The following is a 24,905-nucleotide window of genomic DNA, read 5'->3' as shown; positions in this document are numbered from 1 at the left end:
GCGGAGGGGAGGCCGGCCGTGGTGGCTACGTGGCCGTCGTCTCGTCGAGCCAACGCCGCGCGTGGCGGCGGCTGGTCAGGATGACGACCTGCGCGTGGTCGCGGGCGTGATCGTCGATCTTCGCCAGTACGCGCGGGCGCATCTTGCGGCGGTACGAGAGGACGTAGCGGATCACGCCCATGTGGATGCGGTTGTAGATTCCGTTGCCCTTGTTCTGGCCGTGGCCGTGGCGGAGCTGGCGGGAGAGCACGCCCCACAGGCAGGTCAGGGTGGGCATGTCCATGAAGACGACGGTGTCGCACGCCTCCAGCCGGATCTGGAGCGTCGAGTTGTAGTTGCCGTCGATCACCCAGCGCGGGGCGGCCACCAGGTCGCGCTGCAGCTCGGCGAACTTGTCCTTCGGAAGCTCGTTCCACTCGTCGTCGTAGTACACCGCGTCCAGGTGTGTCACCGGGGCATCGAGCCGATGGCCCAGCTCCCGGGCGACGTGCGACTTTCCGCTGCCTCCGCAGCCGACGATGGCGACCCTCTTCATGGTGCTCCAGGGTAGGGGTGAGGCGTGGGTTCATCGGGTCGCTCCGGTGAGGGCGCGTGCGAGGGGGTCCAGGAGGCCGTTGAGCACCTGGATCTGCCTGCTCAGACGGAATGGTTCGAGGCGGGACACGCAGTCCGCGAGCAGGCGGGCGCGGGTCTCGGTGTCGGTGCCGGTGCGGAGCCAGTGCAGCGTGCGCATGACGTCCGCGCCGTTGCGTACGAGGAGCGGGGCCGGGACGAAGCGCTCGGCGTGACGCATCTCCGTGGGGCAGAGCGGCAGGCAGCCGGACAGGACCGCCTCGAAGATCCGCTGGGTCATCTGCCCGGCTCGGGCGTAGCGCCGGGGCAGGAGCAGGACGGTGGCCAGTGATCTCTCGTAGAGCGCCATCGCGTCGTGGAAGGCGAGGCGGCCGAGGAGGGTGAGGTGGGGCCAGCGTGCGGTGTTCTGCCACTTGCCCGCCACGGCGTGCGACACGTGCTTGGCAGCCGGGGCGAAGTAGCGGTCGAACGGCTCGTCCCGGTCGTACTGGTTGCCGACGTACGCGAGGGAGATGGGGCGATCCTCGCGGGCCAGCTCGTTGGGGTCGGCGCTGTCGAGCCACTCGTCGGCGGCCGGGAAGAGCAGCGAGGTGGCTCCGGGTGAGGGGGTCAGGGCCGCCTCGCAGACGGTGGCCCCGGGATGGTGCCGCCATGCGGAGTCGGCCGGGAGCCGGCGGTCCTTGTCCCAGATGACCGTGGGGATCCGGTGGGTCGTCGTGTAGTGGCTAAGGAGTTCGTCCTGGCGGTGCAGGTCGCAGGTGTGGTCGGGGGTGCCGCACTCCGTGGTGTTCCGGCCGGGGATCGGCCAGCGCCACTCCAGGAACAGGGCGTCGATCTCGGGGAACCCGGCGTCGAAGTCGTAGCCGAGTGGGTCGTTCGCTTCGAGGCGGTCGCGGTCCGGCTGGAGGAAGACGATCCGGTGGCCGGAGGCGTCGAGCGCGTCGATGAGGGGGCGGCGGTGGCTGCGTCCGCCGTCGGGAGTGTCGGTGATGCCGGGGCCGAGGAAACCCCAGAAGCTGTAGCCGATCCTCACTTCGCCATCCACCAGTCCTCGAGGAGGAGTCCGTCGAGCCCGGACTCGATCAGGCAGTCCAGGGCCATGTCCGGCGTGCCGCAGATCGGCTTGCCCTTGACGTTGAGGGATGTGTTGATCAGCACGGGTACGCCGGTGCGCCGGGCGAAGGCGTCCAGTACGGAGTGCAGCAGCGGATTCTCGTCGGGCCTGACCGTCTGTACGCGGGCGGTGCCGTTGGCGTGCACGATCGCCGGGATCTGTTCGCGGGCCTTCGCCGTGACTCGCGACGCCATCGACATGAACGGTGCGGCCTGGCCGAGCGTGAAGTACTCGGCCGCGCGCTCCTCCGGAACGACCGGCGCGAAGGGGCGGAACGGTTCGCGGAACTTCACCGTCGCGTTCAGCCGCTCCACGACGCCCCGGCTCAGCGGCGACGCCAGGATGGAGCGGTTGCCGAGTGCCCGAGGGCCTGCTTCCACTCGCCCCTGGAAGAGCCCGACGATCTGTCCCTCCGCAAGCCGGTCGGCGAGGAACTCCGCCCGGTCGGAGCCGAGGTGCTCCACCTGGAGCCTCGGCCTATGGGTCCAGGCGACGACCGGGGGCGGCCAGGAAGGGCCGAGGTAGCACGCGCCCTCTACACCCGCCAATGGCTGTGGAGCGCTGGCCAGGTGTACGGCCGCTGCGGCACCGATGGCCGTTCCGGAGTCACCCGGCGCAGGTGGTACGAAGACCTCCTCGAAGACGCCCTCCTCGACTATCCGCCCGATACCGACGCAGTTGGCCGCCACTCCGCCGCCCACGCAGAGGCGAGAGGAGCTGGTCGACTGCCTTGCCAGACGGGCGAGATGAAGGAGTACTGCCTCCGTGCGCTCCTGGAGCGCGGCGGCCAGATCCCGGTGGACCTGCTCGACCGGCTCATCCGACCGGCGGGGAGGACACGTCGCCGCGACGAACCGCGGTGTCACACGGGCCGCTCCACTCCGCAGGGTCCTTGGCGGGAACAAGTCCGGGGCGACGACGAAGCCGCTGTGCGTCGTCCGTACGGCTCGCGCGAACAAGGGACGGAAACGGGCCGGGTCTCCGAGCGCGGCCAGCGCCATCACCGTGCCCTCCTCGTCACCGCGCCGCCAGCCGAGGTGCATGGTGACCGCGCCGTACATGTAGCCCAGCGATGCCGGGTCGTCGATCGCGTGGAGGGAGCGCAGCGCGGGGCGACCGCGCTGCGGTTGCCGGCCGTGCGCGATGGTCGTGGTCTGGGTCTCGCCGAGGCTGTCCACCACCAGGACGGCCGCCTCCTCGAAGCCGGAGGCTGCGAAGGCGTACATCTGGTGGGCCTTGTGGTGGACAAGCGTGCGGAGCCGGGCGCGCGGGAACTTCCCGGCCAGAGCCTTCCGGCGCGCCATCGTGCGCAGTGCGACCGTGGTGAAGCCCAGGGCGCGCGGGAGTGCCCGGCCGCGCGTGTCCCGGGAGAGCAGGAGTGCTGCGGTACGCGGCATCGCCCGCAAGTAGTGCCCGGCTGAGAAGTTGTACGCGACCGCGTCGATCTCCTCCGGTCGGAGTCCGGCCTCCCGCAGCAGCCAGTCGACGGCGAGTTCCGGGTACGCCTTGGTGTGCTTCACCTGGCAGAGCCGTTCCTCCTCGACGAAGCCGACGAGACGGCCGTCGACGATCAGTGCGGCCGACGAGTCATGGGTGTACGAGCAGAGACCGAGCACGGCGTTCATCGGCCCGCCCCGGCGGTTGCGAGGCGCTGGTTCCTGCGGGCGCGCAGATGGGCGTACCAGTCGACCAACGCGGTACCGAGCGGTCCCGGCACCTCCCGGGCGACGGACTCCGCACGCTCCAGCTCACCGCCCTTCCACAGTCGGTAGCTGTGCATCGCCGCCGCCATCTGGCCCCAGGCCGTCCGTCCGGCCAGGGTCCCGCCTCGCCGGACCTGGCCGAGGAGCTCGTCGAAGTCCTCCCAAGGGGTGGCGAGTTCGGGCATCTCGGTGTCCGAGCCGGTCTGGGTGAGCGGAAGTGCCACGGCGGCGGAGACGTCTCGTTCGTAGAGGTGCAGCGAGTCGACGTGGTGGTGGTACTCGCCGAGCTCGGCGCCCAACCACCCCGCGACCAGTTCCTGCAGCACGGTGGCGAAGAACAGGTCGTACGGGAACCCCACCCACACGTCCTGACTGCGCATCGTGGTCGACATGTGCAGCCGCCCCTGGCGCAGTTGGAAGCGGAAGCCGAGCGTGCAGGGCACGTCGCGGTGGCCCGAGGCGTCACGGGCCGGGTCGTACAGCTGGATCACCGCACGTCGTGAGTCGGGGTCCTGGCGGAGGGTCTCGACCACCTGCGCGAGTTGGTCGAGGTGGCCGCCCCAGCGGCGCATCCTCGGGCCGTACGCGCCGCGCAGCACCCCGTCGTCCGCGTACTGACGCAACTGGCCGTTGTAGTCGAAGATCCAGGGCGCGTCCGTGCCGAGCAGGTGCCAGACGGTTTCGGCGATGGCGAAGGCGGGGTTGAGGATCCGGGCCGGCGGCAGGTGCAGCAGCCGGGCACGCGGCCTGGTCAGGACGAGGTGTACGCCGAGGAGTTCCCGGGTCGGCATGGATCGGGGGCTGACCTGGCGTCCTCGGTCGGCGGTCTCGCGTACGGCCTCGGCGAAGAGCCAGGAGGCGCTGTCGCCCTCGAACGAGATGGTCACTGGTCCGCCCTTTCTGTTGCGGGTCCGGGGTGGGGGCTCATGGTCATCGGTGGTCTGTTCCGGTATGCATTGCCGCGTCATGAGGCGCTGCTCTCGGCCAGTGCTCTGACGACCAGGTCGGCTACGGCGGCGGCGCTGTGACCGTCCCAGTGGCAGATCGACTCCCTGGCCGCGTCGGGGATCCGGACGGTGGCCGGCGTCCGGTCGATGCGCGAGAGGGCGACGGTGATCTCGGCGCCGGAGGAACAGCGCTGCGCGGCTCCGTACTCGGCGAGTTCGAGGGTGGGGGTGGCGGGCAGGGTCAGTTCCAGCACGGGGATGTCGAGCAGCAATGCCTCGATGCCGCAGGTGGACGACGCGCTGATCAGTGCGTCCGCGCCGGCCAGGCAGCCGCGGGCGCCCACCTCCGGGGCGGCCACTGCGACCGTGATGTCCTTGGCCGAGTCGAGGAGCGGGGTGAAGGCGGACAGGCTCTGCGCGGGATGCGGAGCAATGACCAGCCCCCAACGGTGAGATGTGCTTCGAAGCCCTTCGGCGATCACGTCGAACTGCCCGGCGAGCCGCTGTTCGCTGAACGGCTGGCAGGACCAGACCGCGATCCTCGATGGCCCGGCGCCCTCCTGTTCCGTCAGCAGGCCCCACAGGTACGCGCTGTGCCGGGCTCGGTCGACGCCGACGAGAGCATCGAAGCGGGGCTGCCCGACAATGTGCGTACGGGCGTCGGCGCGGCGCGTCCAGGCGTGCGCGACACGCACGTCGCGTGCACCCATGACGGCGATGTGGCGGCAGTGCTGTGCCCGCCATCCGACCTGCGACCCGATCCAGGCGCCGTGCTGGACGTACACGGTCTCCGCACCCCGGCGTTCGGCCGTGTCGACGGCCAGGATGCCGAGCGGGCTGGTGTCGTTGCTGCACAGCAGTACGCCGGGCCGGAGCCGGGCGAGAACTCCGTCAAGCCACTGCTCGGCTCCGAGGACCGCCGCCCAGGACGGCTGGGTACATCCGGCGCTGCACACGAGCACGTACGAGGCGAGTCGGGCCAGACGGCCGAGGTGGATTTCGTGCCCGCCGACCGTCGCGCACGAGCCGTCCGAGAGCGAGGCACCCCACGGAAGCGGTGGCTCGCCTTCACGGGCGAAGATCGAGTCGGGAAGCCGCAGCACGGTGATGCCTGGTGCCAGCGGCTCGGGGAAGCGTTGCTCCGGCTCGGTCGACGCGTCCACGACCGTGCTGGAGACCCCCCGGCGCGCCAGTTCGACGAGCACCGGGACCAGGGTTGCGGCGTGCCGGGACGACCAGGAGGTCGCGCACACCGGCGTGTTCGAGATGTGTGACGGCGGTTCCGCGTCCTCGGGGTGAGGGTTCCGCGGCGCGGGCTGTGGCTCCTCATGCTGACGCCCCAGCACGTATGCGACACCCGCGTCGGTCACGTCGTACGAGACGTAGCCGATCGCGGCGCTGTCACGGCCCACGACGAAGGACTCGGGCCCGTCGGCGGGTGGCACGGACTCCCCGGTCACCCACAGGCGCCTCACGAGGCGAGTGATCAGCCGGCGGACCGGGACGTGGTGCACCCGGAGCCAACTCACTCCGCCAGGGGTGACCGCAGCGGCACCGTACGCCTCCGTCAGAGCGAGCATCAGCGCGTCTACGTCGCGGTCCAGTGTGTCCCCGCTCATGCCGAGCCCGCCTCCCGCTCCCTGCGGACCAGGCCGACCAGTTCGGCGGGCTTGTTGAGGAGGTACGGCAGCGGCTCCGTGGGCGAGCCGTACCCCCACCCGGCGTGTACGTACCGCACGCCGGCTCGGCAAGCGGCCTCCTGGTCAACGGCCATGTCACCGACGTACAGGGCGTTCCCGGGATCGGTCCTCGTGTCGACGAGTGCCAGCAGCAAGGTGTCGGGGGAAGGCTTGCCGCGGCCGTGATCCGGAGTGCGCAGGACGGAGAACGGGGAGTCGAGGCGGTTCAGCATCGTCACCGCGCGGGCGGAGGACTTCGACGTCACGACTCCGAGTCGGCAGCCGGCCGCCGTGATGTCTCGCAGAGCCTCGTCGACTCCGGTGAACGGCCGCGCGAGATGGGCGAAACGGGTGGCCGCGCTGTTGTACGTCTCGACGAGCCTTTCGGCGTCGTTGCCCAGGCCGAGCAGCGTCAGGATGTCCGCGAAGGGCCTGCCGAGGTGCCGGGCGTACGACTCGAAGGGGACCTGGATTCCGTGCTCTGCCTGGAGGGTTTCCCAGGCGGACCGCATCACGGGCAGAGAGTCGAACAGGACGCCGTCCAGATCGAAGAGCATCAGCTCAGGAGGAGATGCGCTCGCCGTGAGCAGGTGCTTGCTGGTCACACGTGACCTCCTGGAAGTGAACGGGCAGATTGGGTCCCGCGCCGGCCGGTGGGGAGTGACTGATCGACCGACGCGGGGTTCGACGGGCCGCTTTCGTCGCGGCACGGGCGAGCGACCTGGGCGGGGCCCATACGGGTGGAAACGGCCCACGAAGACGATCGCCGGGCGAGCGGCGCGGGGATACGCCGTTGTTCCGCCGTTCGGCCGCCATCGCGGCGCTGGCAGAAGGCGGGGAAACGGCGTGGCCGCGGCATACCGAGGCGCCCTGGACGTCCCGAGGCTGGTGAGGCCCACCGGCGACTACCGGGAACGAGACATGAAGGTGTTCCGATCAGGCAGTGTCACCAAGCACGAATTCGCGGACGGTCAGGTCGTGCACCGGCGGGTGCCCCTGAGCGACGTCGACGATCCGCTGGTACTCACCCGCGAACAGGTGCGCGAAGCTCTGCGCGGTCGTGCTCCCGACTCACGGGTCGATGACGCGGTGCTGGTCGCCGTCGAGCTGGTCACCAATGCGCTGCGGCATACGCGCAGTGGGCCCGCGCGTATGGAACTCGACATCTACGAGGACACGGCGGTGCTGTGGGTCCACGACGGCGGAAGGGACGCCGACGCCGTCCGAGGATGTCCACACAACGACACGACGTCCCCCGAACTCCACGAGGACGGCCGAGGTCTCCACCTTGTCGATGCGCTGACGACCAGGTGGCTCGTCTGGCCGACCCTGGGTGGTAAGGCCGTGGTCGCTGAGATCGGCCTGCTGGCCGAGTAGGGCTACTCCCCCACGTGTCCCACGAGATCAACTGCCGTGAGCGGGAGGCTCTCCAGGACGTTCCACCGGTACACGGCGTCATCGCGGCGTAGCTCCACGAGCTGTACGCACGCGATCTCGATGTCGACGGCCGGCAGAGACCGGAGTGACGCGACGGCGGCCGTGACCGGGGCGGCCGGGCGTCGCCGGTTGTTGTAGGCGATGCTGAGATGAGGGCGGAAGACCGCCGTCGGCTTCTTGAACGGGATTCCCTCACTCCGGCCGGCGTGCAACAGGGCCGCGTGCAGACGTACGAGCGGTCCCCACGGACCGACCGAGAAGCGCACGGCGCCTCGGGAACCGGCGAGTGGCATGGCACGCAGGGTGAAGGCATCGGGCAGTTCACGTGCTGTGGTCCGGGACAGCGTGCTCAACTGCCGCGAGGTGACGTCATCCCGCCCCCCGACTCGCGCGAGCGTGATGTGCAATCCGTCCGCCGCCGGCACGGGGTCGAGGCCGAGCGGAGCCAGCTCCTTCTGACACGTCACGGCGAGGTCGGCGAGCGCCGGTGCGTCGGGGAAGGTCAGCATCCAGTAGTACGCCCTGGCACCGTCGGGCCAGCCGGGCCTTGACCAGTGGTCGGTCATGTCCTCCAGCTCGTTGAACGCCGCCCAGTCGTGGGCCGCGATGCACGCGAGGTCGTCCAGATCAACGGGAGGCTCGGCGGGAAACGCGGCGGGATCGACGCTGAGCAGGGGCACGCTGTGCGCTCCTTCGGCATCACACTGCCCTGGATTGCGAGGACGACATGGCCAGGGCTGCTGGCTGGGAGCTCCAGGTCCGGAGCTCATCGCCATATTCGCGCACGCTCGGCTGGTTCCGCCATCGACCGGCCTGCTCGTACAGGTCCCGAGCGCGTTGCCACACCGATCTGATCGGCGCGTCGCCGCACAGGACGAGGGCTTCTCTGCCCAGCGACATCGCGTGATCGAGATCCGGGGACGGCTGCTGCAGCAGGGCCGCGGACACGTCGAGCCGCACCAGCGAGCGGCTCCACGCCGAGTCGGAGTGCTCGACGAGATCGTCGATCTGCTGGGCATCGCTCAGCACTTGATCGACATTGCCGAGCGACACGTGGGCGGTGACCGCGTTCGCCAGGGTTCTGGCGTGTCCGTACGGCTCGAAGGAGATGCAGGCAGTGATGCCGGCCGGGACGTCGTGCAGTTCCGACAGCTCAAGCGCCTGCCCGATGGTACGGGCTGCCGCCTGCCGCCGCCCCATCTTCGCGAGCGCACGGGCGCGCCCGTTGGCGAGGAGCCGGATGGATTGGGAGCTACGTGGTGCGCGCTCCACGGCTGCAGCGGCGCAGGCGTCGGCATCGGCGTACCGCCCCGTGTAGTAGAGACTGAACGAGCGCGTACCGCTGGCCCACAGCTCGGTTTCCGAGTCGTCGATCTCGCGGCTGAGCTCGCGAGTCTCTGTGCAGTACGCCTCGGCGAGCGCGAAGTCGCCCATGTTCACCGCCATGTAGCCGAGCAGACCGGAGGCACGGGCGGCGAGGCGGAACAGTTCGCGGCGCGCGCGGGGCGGCTGGCGGCCGTCGAGGAGGGTGTGTGCGAGCTGCCGTAGGTGGCGGGTCTGAGGTCGGAGGACGTACGGTCCGTCCAATTCGTAGCGAGCCGTGACGCCTTCCAGGGAGGAACCGAGGAAGGCCAGCGTCGTTTCGTCGGCGTTGCTGGTGGTGAGCTGCTGGGTGCGGGAGATGATGTCCAGCGGGTTCTCGTCGTCAGCGCGCGAGGGAGAGCCGCCCTGTGCCTTCTGGAACTCAGGACGGGGCGTCCGGGACTCCTCGCCGCGACTCCCGCTGTCGCCGCCGCGGTTGTGGTCGTCCGGATCGGAGAACAGCTCGGACGCGGATCTCCCCAGCATGTGCTCCAGCACGCGGCAGGCGTCCCCGCGAGGTAGCGTCTGTAACTCCCCGCCGTACCACCGATCGAACTGGCGGGACGAGATGCAGACTGACGCCAGACGAGGATCCTCGTCAAGGTCCGCCAGTCTGGCAGCGGCTCGCTCGAATTGCCGGGAGAAGGCTTCGTACGTCGTCAGATGCCGTCGTTGAAGCAGATGACGGAACAGCGTCGTCCGGGGCATGGCACACCCTCCTGGTGCGGCGAGCGGAGCCGACACGGAGGCGTACGCCGATGGCGAGAAGGGCGTGATGCCCATCGGTCGGCTGCAGCACACGCGGTGAGGGCGCGCGCTGTGACCCAGACAGCATGCCGACGTCACTATGAACTAGGCAATATGTCTTGCGAAGTTGACTCGCTTGGGTTGTAGAGACGGCGGCTGTGCGGAGAGACTTCCGGCATGGCCTTGAAGAGGAGCCTGGTCCCTCAGTCCGTGTACCGCCGACAACTCGCCGCCCGCCTGAAAGAGTTGCGTGAAGCGGCCGGACTCACCCTCACCGAGGTCGCCGAGCCTCTCGAGGTCAACCAGGGGTCGCTGAGCCGCATCGAAAACGGCGAGCGGGGCACAACGCCGATCCTCGTGCGGGCCCTGCTGGACCTGTACGGCGTCGAGGACGAGGCACAGCGCGCCGATGTACTCGACCTCGTCCGGGCGGACAAGGAGCAGCAGAAGCCCTGGTGGCGGAAGTACTCAACAGTGCTGACCGCGACCCGCTACGACGGCTACCTCGCGTTGGAAGCCGGCGCGACGTACCTCGCCAGCTACCAACCGATGCTGGTCCCCGGCCTGCTCCAGACCGAGGACTACGCGCGTGCCGTGATCTCCCAGATGCGGATGGACCTGTCCCCGCCGCAGGTCGAGTCCCTGGTCAAGGTCCGCATGGAGCGGCAGAACAGCCGCCTGGGCGGCGAGCAGCCCGCCAAGCTCTGGGCGATCCTCGACGAGGCCGTGCTCCGCAGGACGGTCGGTTCGACCGAGGTGATGCGAGACCAGATGCGCAAGCTGGTGGAGGCGAGCGAACAGCCGAACATCACCGTGCAGGTGCTGCCCTTCTCACTCGGAGCGCATCCCGGACTGTACGGTCCCTTCGTCATCCTGACCTTTCCCGACCCCACGCCGAATCTGGTGTGGCTGGAGAATCCCAAGAACTCCGTGTACCTGGAGTCCGCGGAGGACGTGGACAACTACACCGAGATCTTCGACCAGTTGAGGGCCTGCGCCCTCGGACCGTCGGAGACCCGCACCCGCATCGCACAGATCAGCAAGGAGCTCGACCGGTGAGCAAGCCCCGCACGACCGTTCCGCACAGCCTCCCGCACGGCGTCGACCTCTCGGACGCGCGGTGGCGGAAGAGCTCTTACAGCGGGGGTGCGAACGACTGCGTGGAGATCGCCGATCTCACGGATGTGGAGTGCACCGGAGTCGCGATCCGCGACAGCAAGGATCCCCAGGGGGCTGCGCTGATCATTGCCGCGGAGTCATTCACAGCGTTTGTCCAGGGTATCGATCACGGGAGGCGCGGCGTGAAGGGCTCTGCAGAGCCCTACTGCCCGTGGATGGAAGCAAGTGAAGTGTTGTACTGGGGCAGCTCGAACTGACGGCCCTTTACGCTTTCTAGCAGTGCTTCCAGATCCGTGACCAGTACCTCACGGTCGTCAAGTGTCAGTTCACCAGCTTGCACTTGTCGATCGACTTCCTGAAACGCCAAGCGCCACGGGCGCCCGTCGACCCCCAATCGCTGGAGGCCTTCCTGCTTGACGTGCATCCCGAGGATCGCACGCCTGATCAGCTCCTCCAGCTCCTCCTCGAACTGCTTGTAGTCTCCAGGCGTCATCCCCTTTGCCTGCCCACTCTCGTCATGTCGGTGAAGCGCCCTCTGGAGCACACCGCGGAGAGCAGGACGAAGGTAGGCTGGCAGCCTCGTCATGCCGCCGTCATCGAGCTGAGCTCGCCCGGAACGAATGACATGCGCTCGCTGACGGCAGGCTTTCGAGCAGTAGCGGGGACGGCGCCCTCTTCCAGAGTAAGAGATTGGAGCACCGCAAGACTCACAACCATCCCCCGGCTCAAGCGCCCGTTCTGAACCAGTAGTCACCATCCACCTCCTGCGACCTCTGTCATGAAGCCTTACTGAACATCTGATTTCATGCAGCTATCACCAATCAACACCCTTGGATTCTGTGGAGTGCGGACAACGGCGAAGCCTGCTCGATTGTGTAAATTGAACGAACGGCTGACAGGTGAGCTTCGTCGAAAGCCCACCTGTCAGATGACCTACGTCACTCAGGCGCGCCAAGCCAGTGCGGCGACCAAGGTCATCATGCCTATCGTGAGTAGGATCGCGATGAAGCGGACGGTCCAGTTGTCACGTTCGATCGCCTTCTGGACCGTCTGCCAAAAACCCTTACCCGTCAGAGGTATCACCTCCTTCTGACGCTCTGTATCGTGACTAACACCCTCTCAACTTTCAGTCAGATCACCGGATGTGGAGAGCGACAGGAAACGCAGTCAGGTTCTGTCTGAATCCGACAGAGCAAGTGGACATTTCGCCCACTTGATCACTCCGAGGGGAGTTTCGTCGTGACGAAACTCCCTAGTTTTGAGAGTGCGGAACGTGAGTAGTTGTCCTTTTCGTGGTTGAGCTTGAGTGAGGCTGCTGGCCATCGAGGCGCGGTGCCGTTCAGGTGCCGGGCGGGACGAACAGGCCGGGTTCCGGTTCGGTGAGGATGCCTCTGGCGACCAGGCGCTTCAGCTTGGAGCGGATGCCCTCGGTGTTCTTCGGGACGATCGGCAGGTCGAGCGCCTGGCACAGGGCGCGGGCCCGCATCGGCTGCCCGGGCGGTGAACGCAGCGAGAATCTGCTGGTAGGCGAGGTGGTCAGGCATCGCGGGACGGTCCGGATCTTCGGCGGGAGCAGGGGCGGGCAGCGCCAGGAGCGTCTTGTGGGTAACGCGCAGGTTCTCGCATTTCGCGTCCAACTCGCCGAGCTGAGCGGCGAGTTCCTCGATGCGGACCCGGAGGTGTGCCACCTGGTCCGCCAGTTCCCGCTCACGCGTCTCCACGTATTCCAGCACCACTGCGATCTGCGGGTTCTCGCTCATGCAGTCCTCCAGGAGGGGAGGGTGGCGCCGGTGAGGCGACGGGCCATGACGGAAGTCATCGCCCACAGGACGCGGAGCGGGAGGAGGCGGGCCGGTGTTCGTAGTCGCGTACGAGACGCCGGTAGAACATCAGAATCCCGTTCACCTGTTCCGCGATCCACCGCCTGGCCTGCACAACGAAGCTCTGGTCGGCGGGGTTGCGCTCGACGAGTCGATGCCCACGTTCTTGCTGTGCTCGACGACCTTCTCCTTGAAGCCCTGGTCGACCAGCGCCTTGGTCACCGTGTCGCACTGCCCGGCGACACCGTCCAGCAGGGCGATGCCGGCGGTGTTCTCGTGCGCGGAGGTGGGCAGGACGACGCAGTCGATGACGAGACCCAACACGTCTACGGCCAGGCATCCCTTCCGGCCTGGCACCCTTTTCGCGGTATCCCGGCCCGTCGTCGCGGCCGGGACTCCGACGGAAGCGTGGACGCTCTGCGTGTCCAGGACCACCAGGCCCGGGTCGGCTAATCGCTTCCGCTTCTCCCGCAACTGCCAGCGCAGCAGGTCGTGAACGTCCTGGTCGGTGCCCTCGTCACGCCAGAGGTAGAAGTAGTACTTCACCGCTCCGGGCGGGGGCATGTCATGGGGCAGGAACTCCCACTGACAACCCGTGCGGTTCCGGTAGAGGATCGCGTTCGATCTCCCGCATCGCATACTTCCCCTGATGCCCGCTGGCTGACGGATGCCGGGCCTTCTGCCGTGATCACGGGTTCGACGAGCTTCCATTGCTCATCTCGGGTAACGGCTTGCGCATGCTCATGCCATAACCAGAGCGAACCCTGACCTCCTGACCGGCAGTGATGCCCCAACGTCACACCATCGAGCGATGACAAGACCGACAGAACGCCACATCCCGCACTCTCAGGACCCATCCGCATCTGCGTCGACCACGGAGAAACCCAGTTCACGGAGCGCAGAGACCGCATGGCCTTCTCCGCCGGAGAACTGGCTGGACTCCAGCACCTCCTGCCCTGGGAGATATCCATGGGCGACGCCCACGATCGCCTTGGAGTCGTAGAACTTGCCGTTGTGCTCCAGGAGATAGCGGTGGGCGCGCCCGAAGCCGTGAGCCTCCAGAAAGGCGTCGCGGCCCCGTCTGTCGAACTCCTCGATTGCCTGCATGACTGCTGAAGCGGTGATGTCCGTGAGTGCCATGGCTCGAACGATAGGTCACACCACTGACATTGCGCGGAGGCTCCGTGCGGTACCTCGGAAACTTGAGGGGCGCGGCACGGTAGCCGCCTATTAGGCTCCGCCGGTGACGACACCGAACCGTTTCCAGCTGCACTTCGACGGGCGTTCCTATGCCGTTGCCGTCGACGGGCGCGACGTGAGCGAGCACGTCGCCTCCGTGGATCTGCACACCGCTCCGCACGATCTACCCCGCGTCGTACTGCACTTGAGGCCGACCGAGTCGTGGCCGGCTGAGCTTGATCTGCTCGCACGAGTCGAGGTCGGGGCGGCTCCCGATCCTGGCCCTGCCGCTGCGGCGTTCTTGGAGGCGCTCGACCCGTTGGAGGTGGAGCGCGCCGCACTGGCCCGCATGGATCTGGAGAACGTGCCAGGCGGCGGCACTGCGGCGGTGCTGCGGCAGTTGGTGGAGTGGGCTCGTGGCTCTTGATCTTACGGGTGTGCGCCGGGCGGTGGAGAAGCTCCTCGACGACGAACTCCGGCTGTGGCGCCATGTGGACGGTACTTCTGGTAAGAAACTCGATGAGGTCACCGGGGAGTTGAAGCCTGGCGACGGGACAGCGGCTCCGCTGTGGGAAGGCCCCGGCGCGGTCGTGCGCACAGGACAGCTCTCCTTCGTGCCACCCCTGGATGGGGCGGTCGCCGCGCTGCCCACTCCGACCGCTTATCAGGCGCTGTTGCCTCTCACCGCACCGCCGGCGGCGGTCGACGACGTGCTGAGCGTTTCCCGCTCTGTGCGCGATCCGCAGCTCGTCGGTCGGTGGTTCCGCGTGGCTGACGTCGGCGTCGGCACGTACTCCGTTGTCCGCGTGCTACGACTGGATCTTGCCGAGTAGCCGCGGGCGGACCCATGGCGGCGTCGCCGAGTCACGGGTGGTGTGTTCCCTGCGCGACCTGCTCCGCCACCCGTCCGATCTTCGCCAGGCGGACCAGTGTGGGCCTGGACAGCACCTCTTCGATGTCGTGCAGAGCCACGATCAGTTCCTCGACGCCGTCCAGAGGCGTGTCCTTGTCCGCATGCAGGAGGACCGCCCGGTACTCCTCGGGCGGGACCGTCCTGCCGGGCATCTCGATCGGTTCCTTACCCGTATCGGCGACGAAGAGGGCCGGGATCGATGTGTCGAGGGCCAGGGCGATGGCCGTCAGCTCGGTGGCCGTGAACGCGCGACGGCCGCGTTCGGCCTGATGCACGGCCTGACGGCTCCACGGCTTGCCCAGATACCGACCCAATGCCTCGCCCAGCTCGGCGAGTGACATCCGCCTGGCTTCCCGAAGGCGTGCGATCTGGCGTCCGACGGCTTCCTCGACTCTCACACTCACCCCTAAGTGTCATTCTCTAGAATGACACATTACATCCAGCATTGACAGCAGCAGGCGAGCCCTCTTACTGTCATTGCAAGAGTTTCATTGTCAACTTATGCAATGACAGACGACCTGTGATCGACAGGACGATCCATGACAAGTCGTCGATACGGCCGCCGGGTCAGCCTGCAGCATCGGAGGTTGAAGTGCAGAACTTTCACTTGGAGTCCATGGACGCGGGAGGCGGCGCTGCCGTTCTGCGCGTCGGTGGCGAGATCGACGTATACACCGCACCAAAGATGCGTGAGGAAGTGATCGAGCTCCTCAACAGGGGCGTCCTGCACCTCATCATCGACATGCGTGAGGTGGAGTTCCTGGACTCGACCGGCTTGGGGGCCCTCGTAGGGGCTAAGAAGCGGGTGCGGACGCAGGAGGGGTCGCTCCGCCTCGTCATCAGCTCCGATCGAATCATCCGGATCTTCCGCATCACCGGGTTGGACAAGGTCTTCGACATTCACCCGACGGTCCTGGAAGCCATCACCGCTGACGCCCACTGGCGGCAGATCCTCGAGGCCGGGGGCCACGACATCGAGACATGGTGCCGAAAGAACGGACTGGAGTGAGCGGGCCATAGGCTCGGCCATGCCAAGCCTCAACCCGCACCCCAACGCCCATCCCGAAGCGGCCTCCTTCCGGGATCCCGTCGAACTGGCCGCGGCCCTCACCCGGCTGGGTCCGGCTGTCCGAGCCCGTACGCGGACCATCACCCGTCATCACGCCATGCTGCTCCGCGTCCGCATCCAGAAGAACGCCTCCGGGCGCCCGGGGCCGAACGTCATCACCGGGCAGTACCGGGCGTCCTGGGAGGTCAAGGTCACCACGGCCGGAGGCCGGGTGAGCGCCGTGGTGTTCACAGACGCTCCGCAGTCGCGCCGACTGGAGTACGGCTTCGTCGGCGTCGACCGGTTGGGCCGTCAGTACCGCCAGCCGCCCTACCCGCACATCGAACCCGCCTACCGCCAGACCGAGCCCGGATACCTGGAGGCCCTGCGTAAGGGGGTGCTCCCCCGATGAGCCCGCCTCGGCTGCCGCTCACGCGGGCCCTCGTCGACGTGCTCACCGCCGGCACCGGGCGGCTCTGCGGACTTACCGTCCTGCCGCGAGCGTCCGACGGCAAGCCCGCAGCGTTCCCGTACCTGATCCTCGACAGCCTCCCCGGCGAGTTCTCCGGACCGCCCTTCGCCGACTGGCACGCGGACGCAACCTGGACGTACCAGACCACCAGCGTCGGCGAACGAGCCGACCAGGTGCAGTGGCTCGGCGACAGGGTCCGCGCCGCGCTCTTCGACCGCACGACGAGCGGCTGGCGTACGGACATCACGGTCCCCGGACTGCGCGTCATCGACCGGGAGTTGACGCACGACGCCGACGGAGAGCCGGTTGACGGCTCGCAGGGCAGTATCGTTACCTACGTGCAGCGGTTCACGATCACCGTGACACCCGCCGCCTGAACGACTTCCTCTCACCGCGGAGCCACGCGGACGCCCGGCCGTCGAGCCCGGCGCAACCCCTCTTGTGTGTGGGAGTGGCCCGTGACTCAACAGCGCTTCATGCGGCGCGGCATCACCAAGATCTTCTGGCTGAAGGACATCGCCGCCGACAACCTGATCCCGACCCGTACGGAGATCTCGGCCCCGAACGCCACCGACCTGACCGAGGCGATCAGCGACGTCGAGGGCTGGTCGCTGACGAACGAGGCGATCGAGACGCCGGACATGGCGACGACGTTCACCGCGTCCATCCCCGGCAACGACAAAGCCGACAACTCCTCGCTCACCTTCTACGAGGACCAGTTCAAGGACGACATGGAGACGCTGCTCCCGAAGGGCGCGACCGGGTACGTGGTGTTCCTGCGCAAGGGCGACATCCCCGGCTCGAAGTCGATGGACACGTTCCCCGTGCAGGTCGCGTCCCGCACGGCGCAGTACAGCGCGGGCAACGAGGCCGCGAAGTTCCAGGGCGTCTTCACCATCACATCCCCGCCGATGCTCGACGCCCCCGTGCCGGCGGCTGCGTCCGGAACGACCACCAGTAAGAGTGCCGCGTGATGGCCGCCCCGAAGTCCCAGGAGACGACCTGGGAGAAGAAGATGGAGCGGCTGCGCCGCCGCTCGCTGCCAGAGCGCGTTCTGCAGATCTGCGACGACGCAGCGCTGCGGGCAGAGTACGACGAGGCCAAGCGGGCCGCCGACCGCGCGCGAATCCTGGCCGAGAGCGACACGGACAACGGCGTCTTCGCCGAGCGGGCCGTGGAGGCGTCCAGGCGGTACGAGGCTGCGGCCGAGGCCCTGCAGGCGGCGTCGGTCTACCTCACCTTCCGTGCTCTGCCGCGGCCGGTCATCGAGGAGCTCCTCCACGCGCATCCCCCGACCGACGAGCAGGCCGCCGACGGCGCGGCATTCAACCCCGACACCTTCCCGGCCGCTCTCATCGCCGCCTCGTCCGCCGACGGCATGACCGAGGCCGAGGCCCGCGAACTCCGGGACGCGTGGTCAGCGCCGGACGCGAACGCCCTGTGGGAGGCAGCCTGGGAGGTGCAGCAGGAGGCCCGCGCTGACCGGGCCGACCTGGGAAAAGGCTGACGGCCGACCCGCGGCTGCGGGCCGAGCTGGAGCTGTGCGCGCAGTACGGCATCCCGCACTCGCAGTTCCTCGGCGGGGACGGCCGCTGGAGTGACCTGGACCGGACCAAGGCCCTGGCTTGGCAGCAACGGCAGCGCACCCTGTGCCCGGACTGCCGTACGCGCCTCGACGAGTGGGATCCGGCCAAGGGCGGGCACCGGCACGCGTACGTCACGGACACCGTGCGCTGCCCGGGCTGCGAGCTGATCGCCCAGGAGCGGGACCTGGTGCCCGAGGGGCGGGCCGGGTACGGGGTCAAGGTCGCGCTGCTGCCTCGGCAGGCGTACGAGGCACTCCACCGCAGCGCCGACGGCAACCGTGGCGCACGCCGTGCGGATGGGCGGTGAGCCGTCGGCATGGCCACGTACAACCTCTCCGTCCAGCTCACCGCTCAGGCCCACGACCTCATCTCCGGCCTGCGTTCGGCCGCTGACGCCGCCCGTGCCCTGGGGCTGCGCACACGCGACCTCGACCGGCGCCTCGCGACACTGGACGCCTCCGGCCGACGCACCGCGCGGCAGTTCGGCACCCTCGGCACGCAGGCCCGTACAACCGGCCGCTACCTCGTCACCCTCAGCGCGCACGGCAGGCAGACCGGCCGTGGACTGCGCCTCGCGGGCAACGACGCGGGCACGCTCGAACGCTCCCTCAGGGGCGTCGGCCGCCAGGCCGGCGCCGTCACCAAGCTGCTTTCCGGTGGCGCGCTCGTCCTCGGCACCGGTCAGCTCGTGGAGGAGGGCAACCGCTACCAACGCCAGATGAACGTCTTCCAGGCGGTGACCGGCGCCACGGCCGGGCAGATGCAGCGCGCCGCCTGGATGGCCAACCAACTCGGCAACGACCTCACCCTGCCCACGACCACCGCAGCGGATGCCGCCGAGGCGATGGTGGAGCTGGCGAAGGCGGGCTTCCGCACCGACCAGGCCATCACCGCCACCCGCGCCTCCCTCCAGCTCGCCGCCGCGGCCGGGGTGAACGCCGCCGACTCGGCCCGCTACCTCGGCGACATCATGGACCAGTTCGGCCTCGGAGCCGACCAGGCCGCCCGCGCCTCCGACATCCTGGCCGCCACCGCGAACAACGCCTCCGGCGGCATCATCGACATCTACTACGCGATGCGATACGCCGGTCCGGTCGCCGCCGGCCTCGGCGTGAGCATGGAGGACGCGGCCAGCGCGGTCGGCATGCTCGGCAAAGCCGGCATCCTCGGTCAGACCGCCGGCACCGCGCTGCGCGGCATGATGGCCAACCTCGCCGCGCCCACCAAACAGATGCGCGACGGGCTTCAGGAACTCGGCATTGAGGCGTGGGACGCGCAGGGCAACTTCCGCGGCCTGCGGTACGTCATCGAGGAACTGTCCCGTGCCCAGCACGAGATGTCCCAACAGGACTTCACCTCCGCGGTGAAGAGGTCGATGGGCAAGCCCGCCATGTCGGGCGCCATCGCGCTGGCCCACCAAGGCACCGAGTCCTTCGACGCGCTCAACCTCGCTGTACGGGAGACCGGGGCGGCCGCGCAGATCACCGCCGCGCGGGGGCAGGGACTCGCGGGTGCGATGACGCTGCTGAGGAAGCAGACGCGGCAGACCGGGCTGGCGTTGTACGACGCGATGGCGCCGGGGCTGGAGTACGTGGCCCGGCTGATGACGCGCGGGCTGTCCGGTGCGACGCCGTATCTCGTCACGGCGATCGAGTACGGGCGCGACCTGGCCACCTTGTACGGCCCGGAACTCAGGGACAGCGCGCGCAGCGGCCTCGGCGAGCTGATCGACGAGGCTGAGCGGCTCCTCGGCCCGCTGCAGGCCCTCGGCGAGCAGGGCCTGGCCGCCGGTCTGAACCTCCTCATCAATGCGGCTCGCACGCTGGGCGAGGTGCTCGGCAACGCCGCGGAGGGCGCCGCGCCGGTGGCTTCGGCGCTCGGCCTGCTGGGCGATGAGTCCGGCGGGGCCGCCACCAGCCTCGAACTCCTCGTCACGACCGCTGACCTGGCCATGGCCGCAGTCGCCGGGCTGTCCACCGTCCTCGTCCCGGTCGGTGAGGTGGTTGGGACGTTGGTGCGCGCGTTCGGTGCGCTGCCCGGACCGGTGCAAACGGCGATCGCCGCGATGTTCCTCGCCCGGCGCCTGGCCCCGGTGCTGGGCAGGCTCGCCTCGACCGTCAGCGGTCGGCTGACTGGCGCATGGCGGGGCTTCGGCGCGCAGATGCAGCTGCAGCAGCACCTGGCCGCGCGGGCCGGGATATCGCTGTCACGGTACGGGGCGGCGTTCGCCGTGGTGGAGTCGCGGATTCCGGTGGTGGGTCGGATGGCGGCGGCGTTCCGCAGCGCCCAGGGACCCACGGCCGGCTTCGCCGGCACGCTCAACGGCGTGGCCCGAGCAGCCGGGTCCGGTCTCCTGAGTGCAGGTCGGGGCCTGGTGGCGTTCATGGGCGGACCATGGGGTGCGGCCTTGGTCGGCGCCACGGCCGTCCTCGGGCTCCTCGCCGCCCAGCAACAGAAGGCCGCCCGCGCGGCAGCCGAGCACGAGCAACGGGTGAGCGCGCTGACGGACGCGCTGCGTGAGTCGGGCGGCGTCATCGACGACAACGTGCGCCGGGCGGCCGCACAGACGCTGCTGGACACCAAGGTGAGCGACGGCAAGGAGAAGCTCGTCGCCGTCATGGAGCGCGCCGGAGTCTCCATGGCCGAGCTCACCGACGTCTACCTCGGTCAGGGACGGTCGCTGGATGACCTCCAAGCGGAGCTGAACGCCACCGCCGAGGCGCACACCAGATGGGTCGCGACGCAGGGCGGCGCCTCGAAGGCGTATACCGAGACCGGTCTGCGGGCCAAGCAGGCGGCCGACGCGCTCGGCTCGGTCAAGGGCGAGATGACCGAATCGGTCAGGAATGCCGAGCGCCTTGCCGAGGCCAGCAGCGACACCAAGGGCGGGGCGAGCGCGTACGACCGGCTCAAGGACGCGGTCGGCCGGCTCGCGGACAGGACAGCGGACGCCGACACCCGCACCCGCGCTCTGAAGGACGCCCTCGATCTACTCTCCGGCGGCAGTATCTCCCTCCAGGCCGCCGAGGCCCGCGTCAACAGCGCCATCCTCGACGTCAACGAGGCCCTCGCGGACGGCATCGACAAGGCCGACGGCTTCGGCAAGGTGCTGCTGAACAACAACGGCACCCTGAACACCACCACCCGCAACGGCCAGCAGCTCTACCAGTCCCTCACCTCCCTCAGCGACGCGGCCGCCGACGCCTCCGTCTCCGCCTACGCCCTGGCCCAGCAGAACGGCCAGTCGTTGCCCGAGTCGCTGGCCGCCGCTCGCGCCCAGATGGAGAAGGCGCGCGAGGCCGCTGTCAAGGCAGCCCTGGGCTACGGGCTCACCAGCAAGCAGGCCGAGGCGGTGGCCGGCAGTCTCGGCCTGATGCCGTCGAAGGTCTCGCTGCTGCTGGAGACCGAGGGCATGGACTCCACGCTGGCCGATCTCCTCGCCGTACAGGCCGAGTTCGACCGGCTGCCGAAGGCGACGACGATCCGGGTGGACTCGCTCAGCGAGGACGCCCAGAAGAAGCTGAAGGACCTCGGCTTCACCGTGAAGACGGTGCCCGGCACCCGCGAGATCAAGATCACGGCGCCGACGAAGGACGCGCGTGGCGACCTGAAGACGCTGATCGACGAACTCGGCACAGTCCCTGGCCGCAAGGACGTCAAGGTCGGCGCCGCGACCAAGGGCGCTCTTACCTCCCTGCAGGCGATGCAGGACAAGTTGCGCGCCACCCCGAATGCGAAGACCGTCACGATCAGCGTTCCGACAGGGGCCGCACGCACGGCACTCGAAGACCTCGGCTTCACGATCCGCACCCTCCCGGATGGCAAGGCCGAGGTCACCGTGCCCGTGCAGCCGCCCCTCACCTCGGTCGGCATCATCCAGAGCGCGATCAACAACATCAGCGGCACCAGCGTCGGAGTCGGGGTCTACCTCAAAGCGACGGCCTGGGACCGGGACGGCAACGGCGTACCCGATGCCATCCAGGCCAGGGCCGAAGGCGCGGTCGTCGACTACTTCGCAGGCGGCGGCGTACGGCGCGAGAACCACGTCGCGCAGATCGCCTCGGCTGGCTCGTGGCGGATCTGGGCCGAGCCGGAGACGGGCGGCGAGGCGTACATCCCGCTCGCGCCTGCCAAGCGCGCCCGCTCCCGGCGCATCGCGGAGGAGACCGTGCGGCGTCTGGGCGGCGGCCCCATCGAGTGGTACGCCTCCGGCGGCCTGTCGGGCTGGTCCTACGAGGTGGAGTCCGGGCCCGAGCTGGCGTCCGGCTCCGCGATCCGTTCGCGCTCCATGCGCACCGTGAAGCGGAGGGGCAAGGAGGTCGAGGTCTTTGACCTGCGGCTGTTCGAGAAGAACCTACGCAAGTCCGCGTCCCGAGCCGCCCGTTGGCGCAAGGACCTGGCCACCGTGGCCCGCCGGGCCGGACAGGACGTGGCCGACGCGCTGGAGGCCATGGGCGAGGACGGCGTGGAGCTGACCCGGAAGATGGCCAGCGGGACGACGAAGTACGTCCGCGACATGGCCAAGCAACTGGAGAAGCTCGCCGGCACCGCGAAGGCGTCCCTGACCGACTTCACCAAGCAGCTCACCGCGGCGGTCAAGGACCAGTCGGCGTTCGAGAGGAACCTGGCGAAGCTGGCCGCCCTCGGCTACGGCGACCTGGCGGCGATGCTCGCCGAGCAGGGCGACGAGGACTCCGAACAGCTTGCCGCCGCCGCGGTGAAGGACAAGAGGAAGGCGAAGACGGCCAACAACGCGGCCAAGGCAGCCCTCAAGACCCTCGCGGCCGAGGACCTCTCCGACCTGCTCAGCATCATCACGGCGATCAGGTCGAAGACCACTGGCATCCACAAGGTCGCCGACACCACCGGCCTGGAGGAGGACCGGATCATTGAGGTCGGCGACCTCAGCAAGTCCCGCATCAGGTCAGCGCTCGGCTCGCGCGCAGACCGGTTCCTCGCCGACCTTGCCAAGGCCAACAAGGGTCTGGCGTACGCGAGCGGCGGTATTTGGGAGCCCGGCATCTACTCCTCTCCCACTGCGCTTATCAAGTTCGCGGAGGCGAGCACGGGCGGGGAGGCGTTCATCCCGCTCGCCCCGGCCAAGCGCACGGCGGCCACGGCTGTGCTCGCCGACGTCGCGCAGCGCTTCGGCCTCCAACTGGCTTCTGCTGAGCAGTCTTTCGCATCGGTGCGGACGGTCGACGCACGCCCCGCCGGATCGGTCCAGGTCGTCGTCGTACGAGAGCAGCAGCCCCTGATCGGCACCATGCCCGTGACCGTCACCTCAACTCCGGCCTCTCCGCAGCAGATCGGCGCCGAAGTGATGCGCCGCCTGCGCAACGCCCAGAGGGGAGGACGGCTGTGACGGACGAACTCGCCGACTGGCAGATCGAGATCGCCGGAGTCCTCCTCGGCCCGAGAACCGACGTGCCGGTGAGTGAAGTTGAAGGTCTCGGAATCCCCACACTTCGTACACAGGATGTGGATAACCCGGCCGGGGACGGCGCGTTCCCCGGCGTCGACCTCTACGGCGCGCGCACGATCCGTATCGAGGCGGGCATCCGCACCACAGGGAACCCGGCCGCGGCCCTCAACGCGCTCGCACGACTCCACCGGGCCGCCGACGATCCATCCGTACGGACGGACGCCGGCGCGCAGACCGTACTGCGCCTGCGCTGGCCAGGCCGCGCCACACGCCGCCTGTACGGGCGGCTGCGCCGCTTGGAGGCCACCAGCACCGCGAAGACCGTGCACGGCTGGATCCCTCTCGACCTGGAGTTCGCCGCCCTCGACCCGCGCTTCCACGCCGACGACGCCTCCGCGCTGACGCTGGCGCTGTCCGCCGACGGACTCGGTGGCTTCCGCGCCCCGCTGGTCGCGCCGCTGACGACCGGTGTGGCGATCCCCGACGAGCGCCGCGGCTGGGTGCGCAACGACGGCGATCTTCCGGCCTGGCCGTCGCTGCGGATCACCGGCCCGTGTACCAACCCGCGTATCCGGCACGTGGAGTCGGGCCGGGTGATCGAGATGGCCGTGGCTCTGAAGACCGGCGAGCACATCGACATCGAGACCCGCCCCGGCACCCGCTGGGTCCTCAAGGACGGCACCGGCAACCTCGCTCCCACTCTGTCCGCGGCCTCCCGCTTGCACGCCTTCACCATCCCGCCCGGCACCAGCGAGATCTGGTGGACCGCCCGCAGCTACACCAACACCACCCGCCTGACCGTGACCTGGCGCGCGGCCTACGCCGCCCTGTGACCCGGAGGAGTCGTCCGTGACGCTGATCAATCCGCCGCTGCTCACCCACGGCGGCACCCACGCCGCCCGCGCCTTCCGCATGATGGTCCGCGACCTGGCACGCGGCTCCCAGGGCATCACCGAAGGCGACGATCTGAAGGTGCGCCAGATGTCCACGCCCGGCGCCGGCGTACGGGTCGTGGACGGCTCGGCCGTCATCCGTGGCGCCGCCTGGGGGCAGGGCTCCTACACCCAGTACAACGTCGGCAACGCCACCGTACCCGTCGCCCCGACCGGCGCGACTGCGCGCTCGGACCTGGTGTGCCTGCGCGTCGAGGACCCCGAGTACGAGGGCACCCGCGACCCGGAGACCGACGAGATCGGCTACTTCCACGTGGTCAGTAACGTGTCGACCACGACGACGACCGTGCCGTCCGGCCTGACCGCCATCCCCCTCGCCCGCCTCGACATCCCGGCGAACACCGCGGTCATCACCGACTCGATGATCAAAGACGTGCGGCGGATCGCGAACCCCCGCCGCGACCGCAAGCTGTACACCGCCTACCCCACCTCGCTGAGCAGACTCGTCGCACAGGACAACCGGTGGTACAACTGGCCGGCCCAGGCCCGATGGAAGGTGCCGATCCCCCGCTGGGCCACCTCCGCCAAACTGGTCGTGACCCTCGCCGGACTGCGGTTCTCGGAGTCCGACGTGTTCGCCTGGATGCAGACGGTCCTGGGCACCGACTACGGGCAGACCACGTCCATCGACGACGACCAGGGCAACGGCATCCGCCGCAGCACCGTCGTCCTCGCGGACACGATCAACCTCTCTTCGGCCCTTCGGGGAACCACGCAGGACCTGCACATCCGCACCCAGCCCAAGAAGATCGAATGGGGCAACCTCGGCGTCGATGCGGCGACTTCCCTGATCGCGGACGTCGAGTTCACCGAGGGCGTGGTGTGAGC

At 68.8% G+C, this 24,905-nt stretch carries 26 protein-coding genes and 1 pseudogene; 14 read left to right on the top strand and 13 right to left on the bottom strand.

Translation table 11 applies throughout. The features are described 5' to 3' along the window. Positions 1–25: 25 nt before the first annotated feature. The 6 genes from ACP4J3_RS24655 to ACP4J3_RS24630 form a co-directional block, all read right to left on the bottom strand. Positions 26–535 carry a topology modulation protein gene (locus ACP4J3_RS24655; protein WP_426537950.1) on the bottom strand — a complete coding sequence of 170 codons (510 nt, stop codon included), beginning with the start codon at positions 533–535 and terminating at the stop codon, positions 26–28. 30 nt (positions 536–565) lie between these two features. Continuing rightward, complete coding sequence (locus ACP4J3_RS24650; RefSeq protein ID WP_426537948.1) at positions 566–1,618, bottom strand: glycosyltransferase family protein; 1,053 nt, start codon at positions 1,616–1,618, stop codon at positions 566–568. Next, the gene (locus ACP4J3_RS24645; RefSeq protein WP_426537946.1) at positions 1,603–3,312 is read right to left on the bottom strand and encodes a carbamoyltransferase family protein; all 1,710 of its coding nucleotides are present in this window, start codon (positions 3,310–3,312) and stop codon (positions 1,603–1,605) included. Before ACP4J3_RS24645 ends, ACP4J3_RS24650 begins: the two co-directional genes overlap by 16 nt. Beyond that, positions 3,309–4,277, bottom strand: a complete 969-nt coding sequence (locus tag ACP4J3_RS24640; protein ID WP_426537944.1) for a thymidylate synthase — start codon at positions 4,275–4,277, stop codon at positions 3,309–3,311. Before ACP4J3_RS24640 ends, ACP4J3_RS24645 begins: the two co-directional genes overlap by 4 nt. Before the next feature lie 77 nt (positions 4,278–4,354). After that, positions 4,355–5,956 carry a hypothetical protein gene (locus ACP4J3_RS24635; RefSeq protein WP_426537942.1) on the bottom strand — a complete coding sequence of 534 codons (1,602 nt, stop codon included), beginning with the start codon at positions 5,954–5,956 and terminating at the stop codon, positions 4,355–4,357. Beyond that, the gene (locus ACP4J3_RS24630) at positions 5,953–6,621 is read right to left on the bottom strand and encodes an HAD family hydrolase (protein ID WP_426537940.1); all 669 of its coding nucleotides are present in this window, start codon (positions 6,619–6,621) and stop codon (positions 5,953–5,955) included. The genes ACP4J3_RS24635 and ACP4J3_RS24630 overlap by 4 nt, the downstream gene beginning before the upstream one ends. A 241-nt stretch (positions 6,622–6,862) precedes the next feature. Between ACP4J3_RS24630 and ACP4J3_RS24625 the strand changes: the two genes are divergently transcribed. Continuing rightward, positions 6,863–7,393, top strand: coding sequence for an ATP-binding protein (locus ACP4J3_RS24625; RefSeq protein WP_426537938.1), 531 nt, complete (start codon positions 6,863–6,865; stop codon positions 7,391–7,393). Positions 7,394–7,395: 2 nt separating this feature from the next. On the opposite strand, the gene ACP4J3_RS24620 is transcribed toward ACP4J3_RS24625, so the two are convergent. Together ACP4J3_RS24620 and ACP4J3_RS24615 are read right to left on the bottom strand one after the other, a co-directional pair. Beyond that, entirely contained in the window at positions 7,396–8,133 is a 738-nt protein-coding gene (locus tag ACP4J3_RS24620) for a 2'-5' RNA ligase family protein (protein WP_426537936.1), read from the bottom strand. 19 nt (positions 8,134–8,152) lie between these two features. Next, complete coding sequence (locus tag ACP4J3_RS24615; protein ID WP_426537934.1) at positions 8,153–9,523, bottom strand: hypothetical protein; 1,371 nt, start codon at positions 9,521–9,523, stop codon at positions 8,153–8,155. Positions 9,524–9,739: 216 nt separating this feature from the next. Between ACP4J3_RS24615 and ACP4J3_RS24610 the strand changes: the two genes are divergently transcribed. Both ACP4J3_RS24610 and ACP4J3_RS24605 read left to right on the top strand, forming a co-directional pair. Beyond that, on the top strand, positions 9,740–10,621 hold the full coding sequence (locus tag ACP4J3_RS24610; protein WP_426537932.1) for a helix-turn-helix domain-containing protein: 882 nt from the start codon (positions 9,740–9,742) through the stop codon (positions 10,619–10,621). Next, positions 10,618–10,938, top strand: coding sequence for a DUF397 domain-containing protein (locus ACP4J3_RS24605; RefSeq protein WP_426537930.1), 321 nt, complete (start codon positions 10,618–10,620; stop codon positions 10,936–10,938). Before ACP4J3_RS24610 ends, ACP4J3_RS24605 begins: the two co-directional genes overlap by 4 nt. On the opposite strand, the gene ACP4J3_RS24600 is transcribed toward ACP4J3_RS24605, so the two are convergent. The 4 genes from ACP4J3_RS24600 to ACP4J3_RS24585 form a co-directional block, all read right to left on the bottom strand. Next, positions 10,884–11,174, bottom strand: coding sequence for a hypothetical protein (locus tag ACP4J3_RS24600; protein ID WP_426537928.1), 291 nt, complete (start codon positions 11,172–11,174; stop codon positions 10,884–10,886). The genes ACP4J3_RS24605 and ACP4J3_RS24600 overlap by 55 nt on opposite strands. Before the next feature lie 846 nt (positions 11,175–12,020). Then, positions 12,021–12,167 (bottom strand): hypothetical protein, encoded by a 147-nt coding sequence (locus ACP4J3_RS24595; RefSeq protein ID WP_426537926.1) that lies wholly within the window; start codon positions 12,165–12,167, stop codon positions 12,021–12,023. A 415-nt stretch (positions 12,168–12,582) separates the two neighbouring features. Next, positions 12,583–13,065, bottom strand: a complete 483-nt coding sequence (locus ACP4J3_RS24590; protein ID WP_426537924.1) for a transposase — start codon at positions 13,063–13,065, stop codon at positions 12,583–12,585. Between the two features lie 282 nt (positions 13,066–13,347). Continuing rightward, positions 13,348–13,641: a hypothetical protein gene (locus tag ACP4J3_RS24585; protein WP_426537922.1), complete on the bottom strand. Its 294-nt coding sequence runs from the start codon at positions 13,639–13,641 to the stop codon at positions 13,348–13,350. Positions 13,642–13,744: 103 nt separating this feature from the next. On the opposite strand from ACP4J3_RS24585, the gene ACP4J3_RS24580 reads away from it, so the two are divergent. After that, positions 13,745–14,107, top strand: coding sequence for a hypothetical protein (locus ACP4J3_RS24580; protein WP_426537920.1), 363 nt, complete (start codon positions 13,745–13,747; stop codon positions 14,105–14,107). Positions 14,108–14,129: 22 nt separating this feature from the next. Next, positions 14,130–14,513: a DUF6093 family protein gene (locus tag ACP4J3_RS24575; RefSeq protein ID WP_426537918.1), complete on the top strand. Its 384-nt coding sequence runs from the start codon at positions 14,130–14,132 to the stop codon at positions 14,511–14,513. Positions 14,514–14,544: 31 nt separating this feature from the next. Here the strand turns inward: ACP4J3_RS24575 and ACP4J3_RS24570 are convergent, their stop codons facing one another. Continuing rightward, the gene (locus ACP4J3_RS24570; RefSeq protein ID WP_426537914.1) at positions 14,545–14,991 is read right to left on the bottom strand and encodes a helix-turn-helix domain-containing protein; all 447 of its coding nucleotides are present in this window, start codon (positions 14,989–14,991) and stop codon (positions 14,545–14,547) included. 218 nt (positions 14,992–15,209) lie between these two features. Here ACP4J3_RS24570 and ACP4J3_RS24565 point away from each other — a divergent pair. The 9 genes and pseudogenes from ACP4J3_RS24565 to ACP4J3_RS24525 form a co-directional block, all read left to right on the top strand. Then, positions 15,210–15,524: pseudogene (locus tag ACP4J3_RS24565) on the top strand (STAS domain-containing protein); the annotation flags it as partial. Positions 15,525–15,621: 97 nt separating this feature from the next. Further along, positions 15,622–16,053 carry an HK97 gp10 family phage protein gene (locus tag ACP4J3_RS24560; protein WP_426537912.1) on the top strand — a complete coding sequence of 144 codons (432 nt, stop codon included), beginning with the start codon at positions 15,622–15,624 and terminating at the stop codon, positions 16,051–16,053. Next, on the top strand, positions 16,050–16,490 hold the full coding sequence (locus ACP4J3_RS24555; RefSeq protein WP_426537910.1) for a hypothetical protein: 441 nt from the start codon (positions 16,050–16,052) through the stop codon (positions 16,488–16,490). The genes ACP4J3_RS24560 and ACP4J3_RS24555 overlap by 4 nt, the downstream gene beginning before the upstream one ends. Positions 16,491–16,571: 81 nt before the next feature. Continuing rightward, positions 16,572–17,087: a hypothetical protein gene (locus ACP4J3_RS24550; protein ID WP_426537908.1), complete on the top strand. Its 516-nt coding sequence runs from the start codon at positions 16,572–16,574 to the stop codon at positions 17,085–17,087. Further along, positions 17,087–17,620 carry a hypothetical protein gene (locus tag ACP4J3_RS24545; protein ID WP_426537906.1) on the top strand — a complete coding sequence of 178 codons (534 nt, stop codon included), beginning with the start codon at positions 17,087–17,089 and terminating at the stop codon, positions 17,618–17,620. The genes ACP4J3_RS24550 and ACP4J3_RS24545 overlap by 1 nt, the downstream gene beginning before the upstream one ends. A 221-nt stretch (positions 17,621–17,841) precedes the next feature. Next, entirely contained in the window at positions 17,842–18,006 is a 165-nt protein-coding gene (locus tag ACP4J3_RS24540) for a hypothetical protein (RefSeq protein ID WP_426537904.1), read from the top strand. A gap of 9 nt (positions 18,007–18,015) precedes the next feature. Next, positions 18,016–23,064 carry a phage tail tape measure protein gene (locus ACP4J3_RS24535; protein WP_426537902.1) on the top strand — a complete coding sequence of 1,683 codons (5,049 nt, stop codon included), beginning with the start codon at positions 18,016–18,018 and terminating at the stop codon, positions 23,062–23,064. After that, positions 23,061–23,957 (top strand): phage distal tail protein, encoded by an 897-nt coding sequence (locus tag ACP4J3_RS24530; protein WP_426537900.1) that lies wholly within the window; start codon positions 23,061–23,063, stop codon positions 23,955–23,957. The genes ACP4J3_RS24535 and ACP4J3_RS24530 overlap by 4 nt, the downstream gene beginning before the upstream one ends. A gap of 16 nt (positions 23,958–23,973) precedes the next feature. Continuing rightward, a complete protein-coding gene (locus tag ACP4J3_RS24525) occupies positions 23,974–24,903 on the top strand; it encodes a hypothetical protein (RefSeq protein WP_426537898.1) in 930 nt (309 codons plus the stop codon). Positions 24,904–24,905: the final 2 nt, after the last annotated feature.

Origin of the sequence: Streptomyces sp. UG1 (assembly GCF_049974585.1) — a bacterium.
Classification (GTDB): domain Bacteria; phylum Actinomycetota; class Actinomycetes; order Streptomycetales; family Streptomycetaceae; genus Streptomyces.
This window is presented reverse-complemented; position numbering and strand designations above follow the sequence as displayed.

Bases quoted from the DNA above. Each gene is read 5' to 3' on its own strand.
- ACP4J3_RS24600 (WP_426537928.1), bottom strand. From the start codon at position 11,174: ATGACGCCTGGAGACTACAAGCAGTTCGAGGAGGAGCTGGAGGAGCTG.
- ACP4J3_RS24610 (WP_426537932.1), top strand. From the start codon at position 9,740: ATGGCCTTGAAGAGGAGCCTGGTCCCTCAGTCCGTGTACCGCCGACAA.
- ACP4J3_RS24645 (WP_426537946.1), bottom strand. From the start codon at position 3,312: ATGAACGCCGTGCTCGGTCTCTGCTCGTACACCCATGACTCGTCGGCC.
- ACP4J3_RS24545 (WP_426537906.1), top strand. From the start codon at position 17,087: ATGGCCGCCCCGAAGTCCCAGGAGACGACCTGGGAGAAGAAGATGGAG.
- ACP4J3_RS24635 (WP_426537942.1), bottom strand. From the start codon at position 5,956: ATGAGCGGGGACACACTGGACCGCGACGTAGACGCGCTGATGCTCGCT.
- ACP4J3_RS24590 (WP_426537924.1), bottom strand. From the start codon at position 13,065: ATGCCCCCGCCCGGAGCGGTGAAGTACTACTTCTACCTCTGGCGTGAC.
- ACP4J3_RS24585 (WP_426537922.1), bottom strand. From the start codon at position 13,641: ATGGCACTCACGGACATCACCGCTTCAGCAGTCATGCAGGCAATCGAG.
- ACP4J3_RS24615 (WP_426537934.1), bottom strand. From the start codon at position 9,523: ATGCCCCGGACGACGCTGTTCCGTCATCTGCTTCAACGACGGCATCTG.
- ACP4J3_RS24535 (WP_426537902.1), top strand. From the start codon at position 18,016: ATGGCCACGTACAACCTCTCCGTCCAGCTCACCGCTCAGGCCCACGAC.
- ACP4J3_RS24555 (WP_426537910.1), top strand. From the start codon at position 16,050: ATGAGCCCGCCTCGGCTGCCGCTCACGCGGGCCCTCGTCGACGTGCTC.
- ACP4J3_RS24560 (WP_426537912.1), top strand. From the start codon at position 15,622: ATGCCAAGCCTCAACCCGCACCCCAACGCCCATCCCGAAGCGGCCTCC.
- ACP4J3_RS24595 (WP_426537926.1), bottom strand. From the start codon at position 12,167: ATGCGGGCCCGCGCCCTGTGCCAGGCGCTCGACCTGCCGATCGTCCCG.
- ACP4J3_RS24655 (WP_426537950.1), bottom strand. From the start codon at position 535: ATGAAGAGGGTCGCCATCGTCGGCTGCGGAGGCAGCGGAAAGTCGCAC.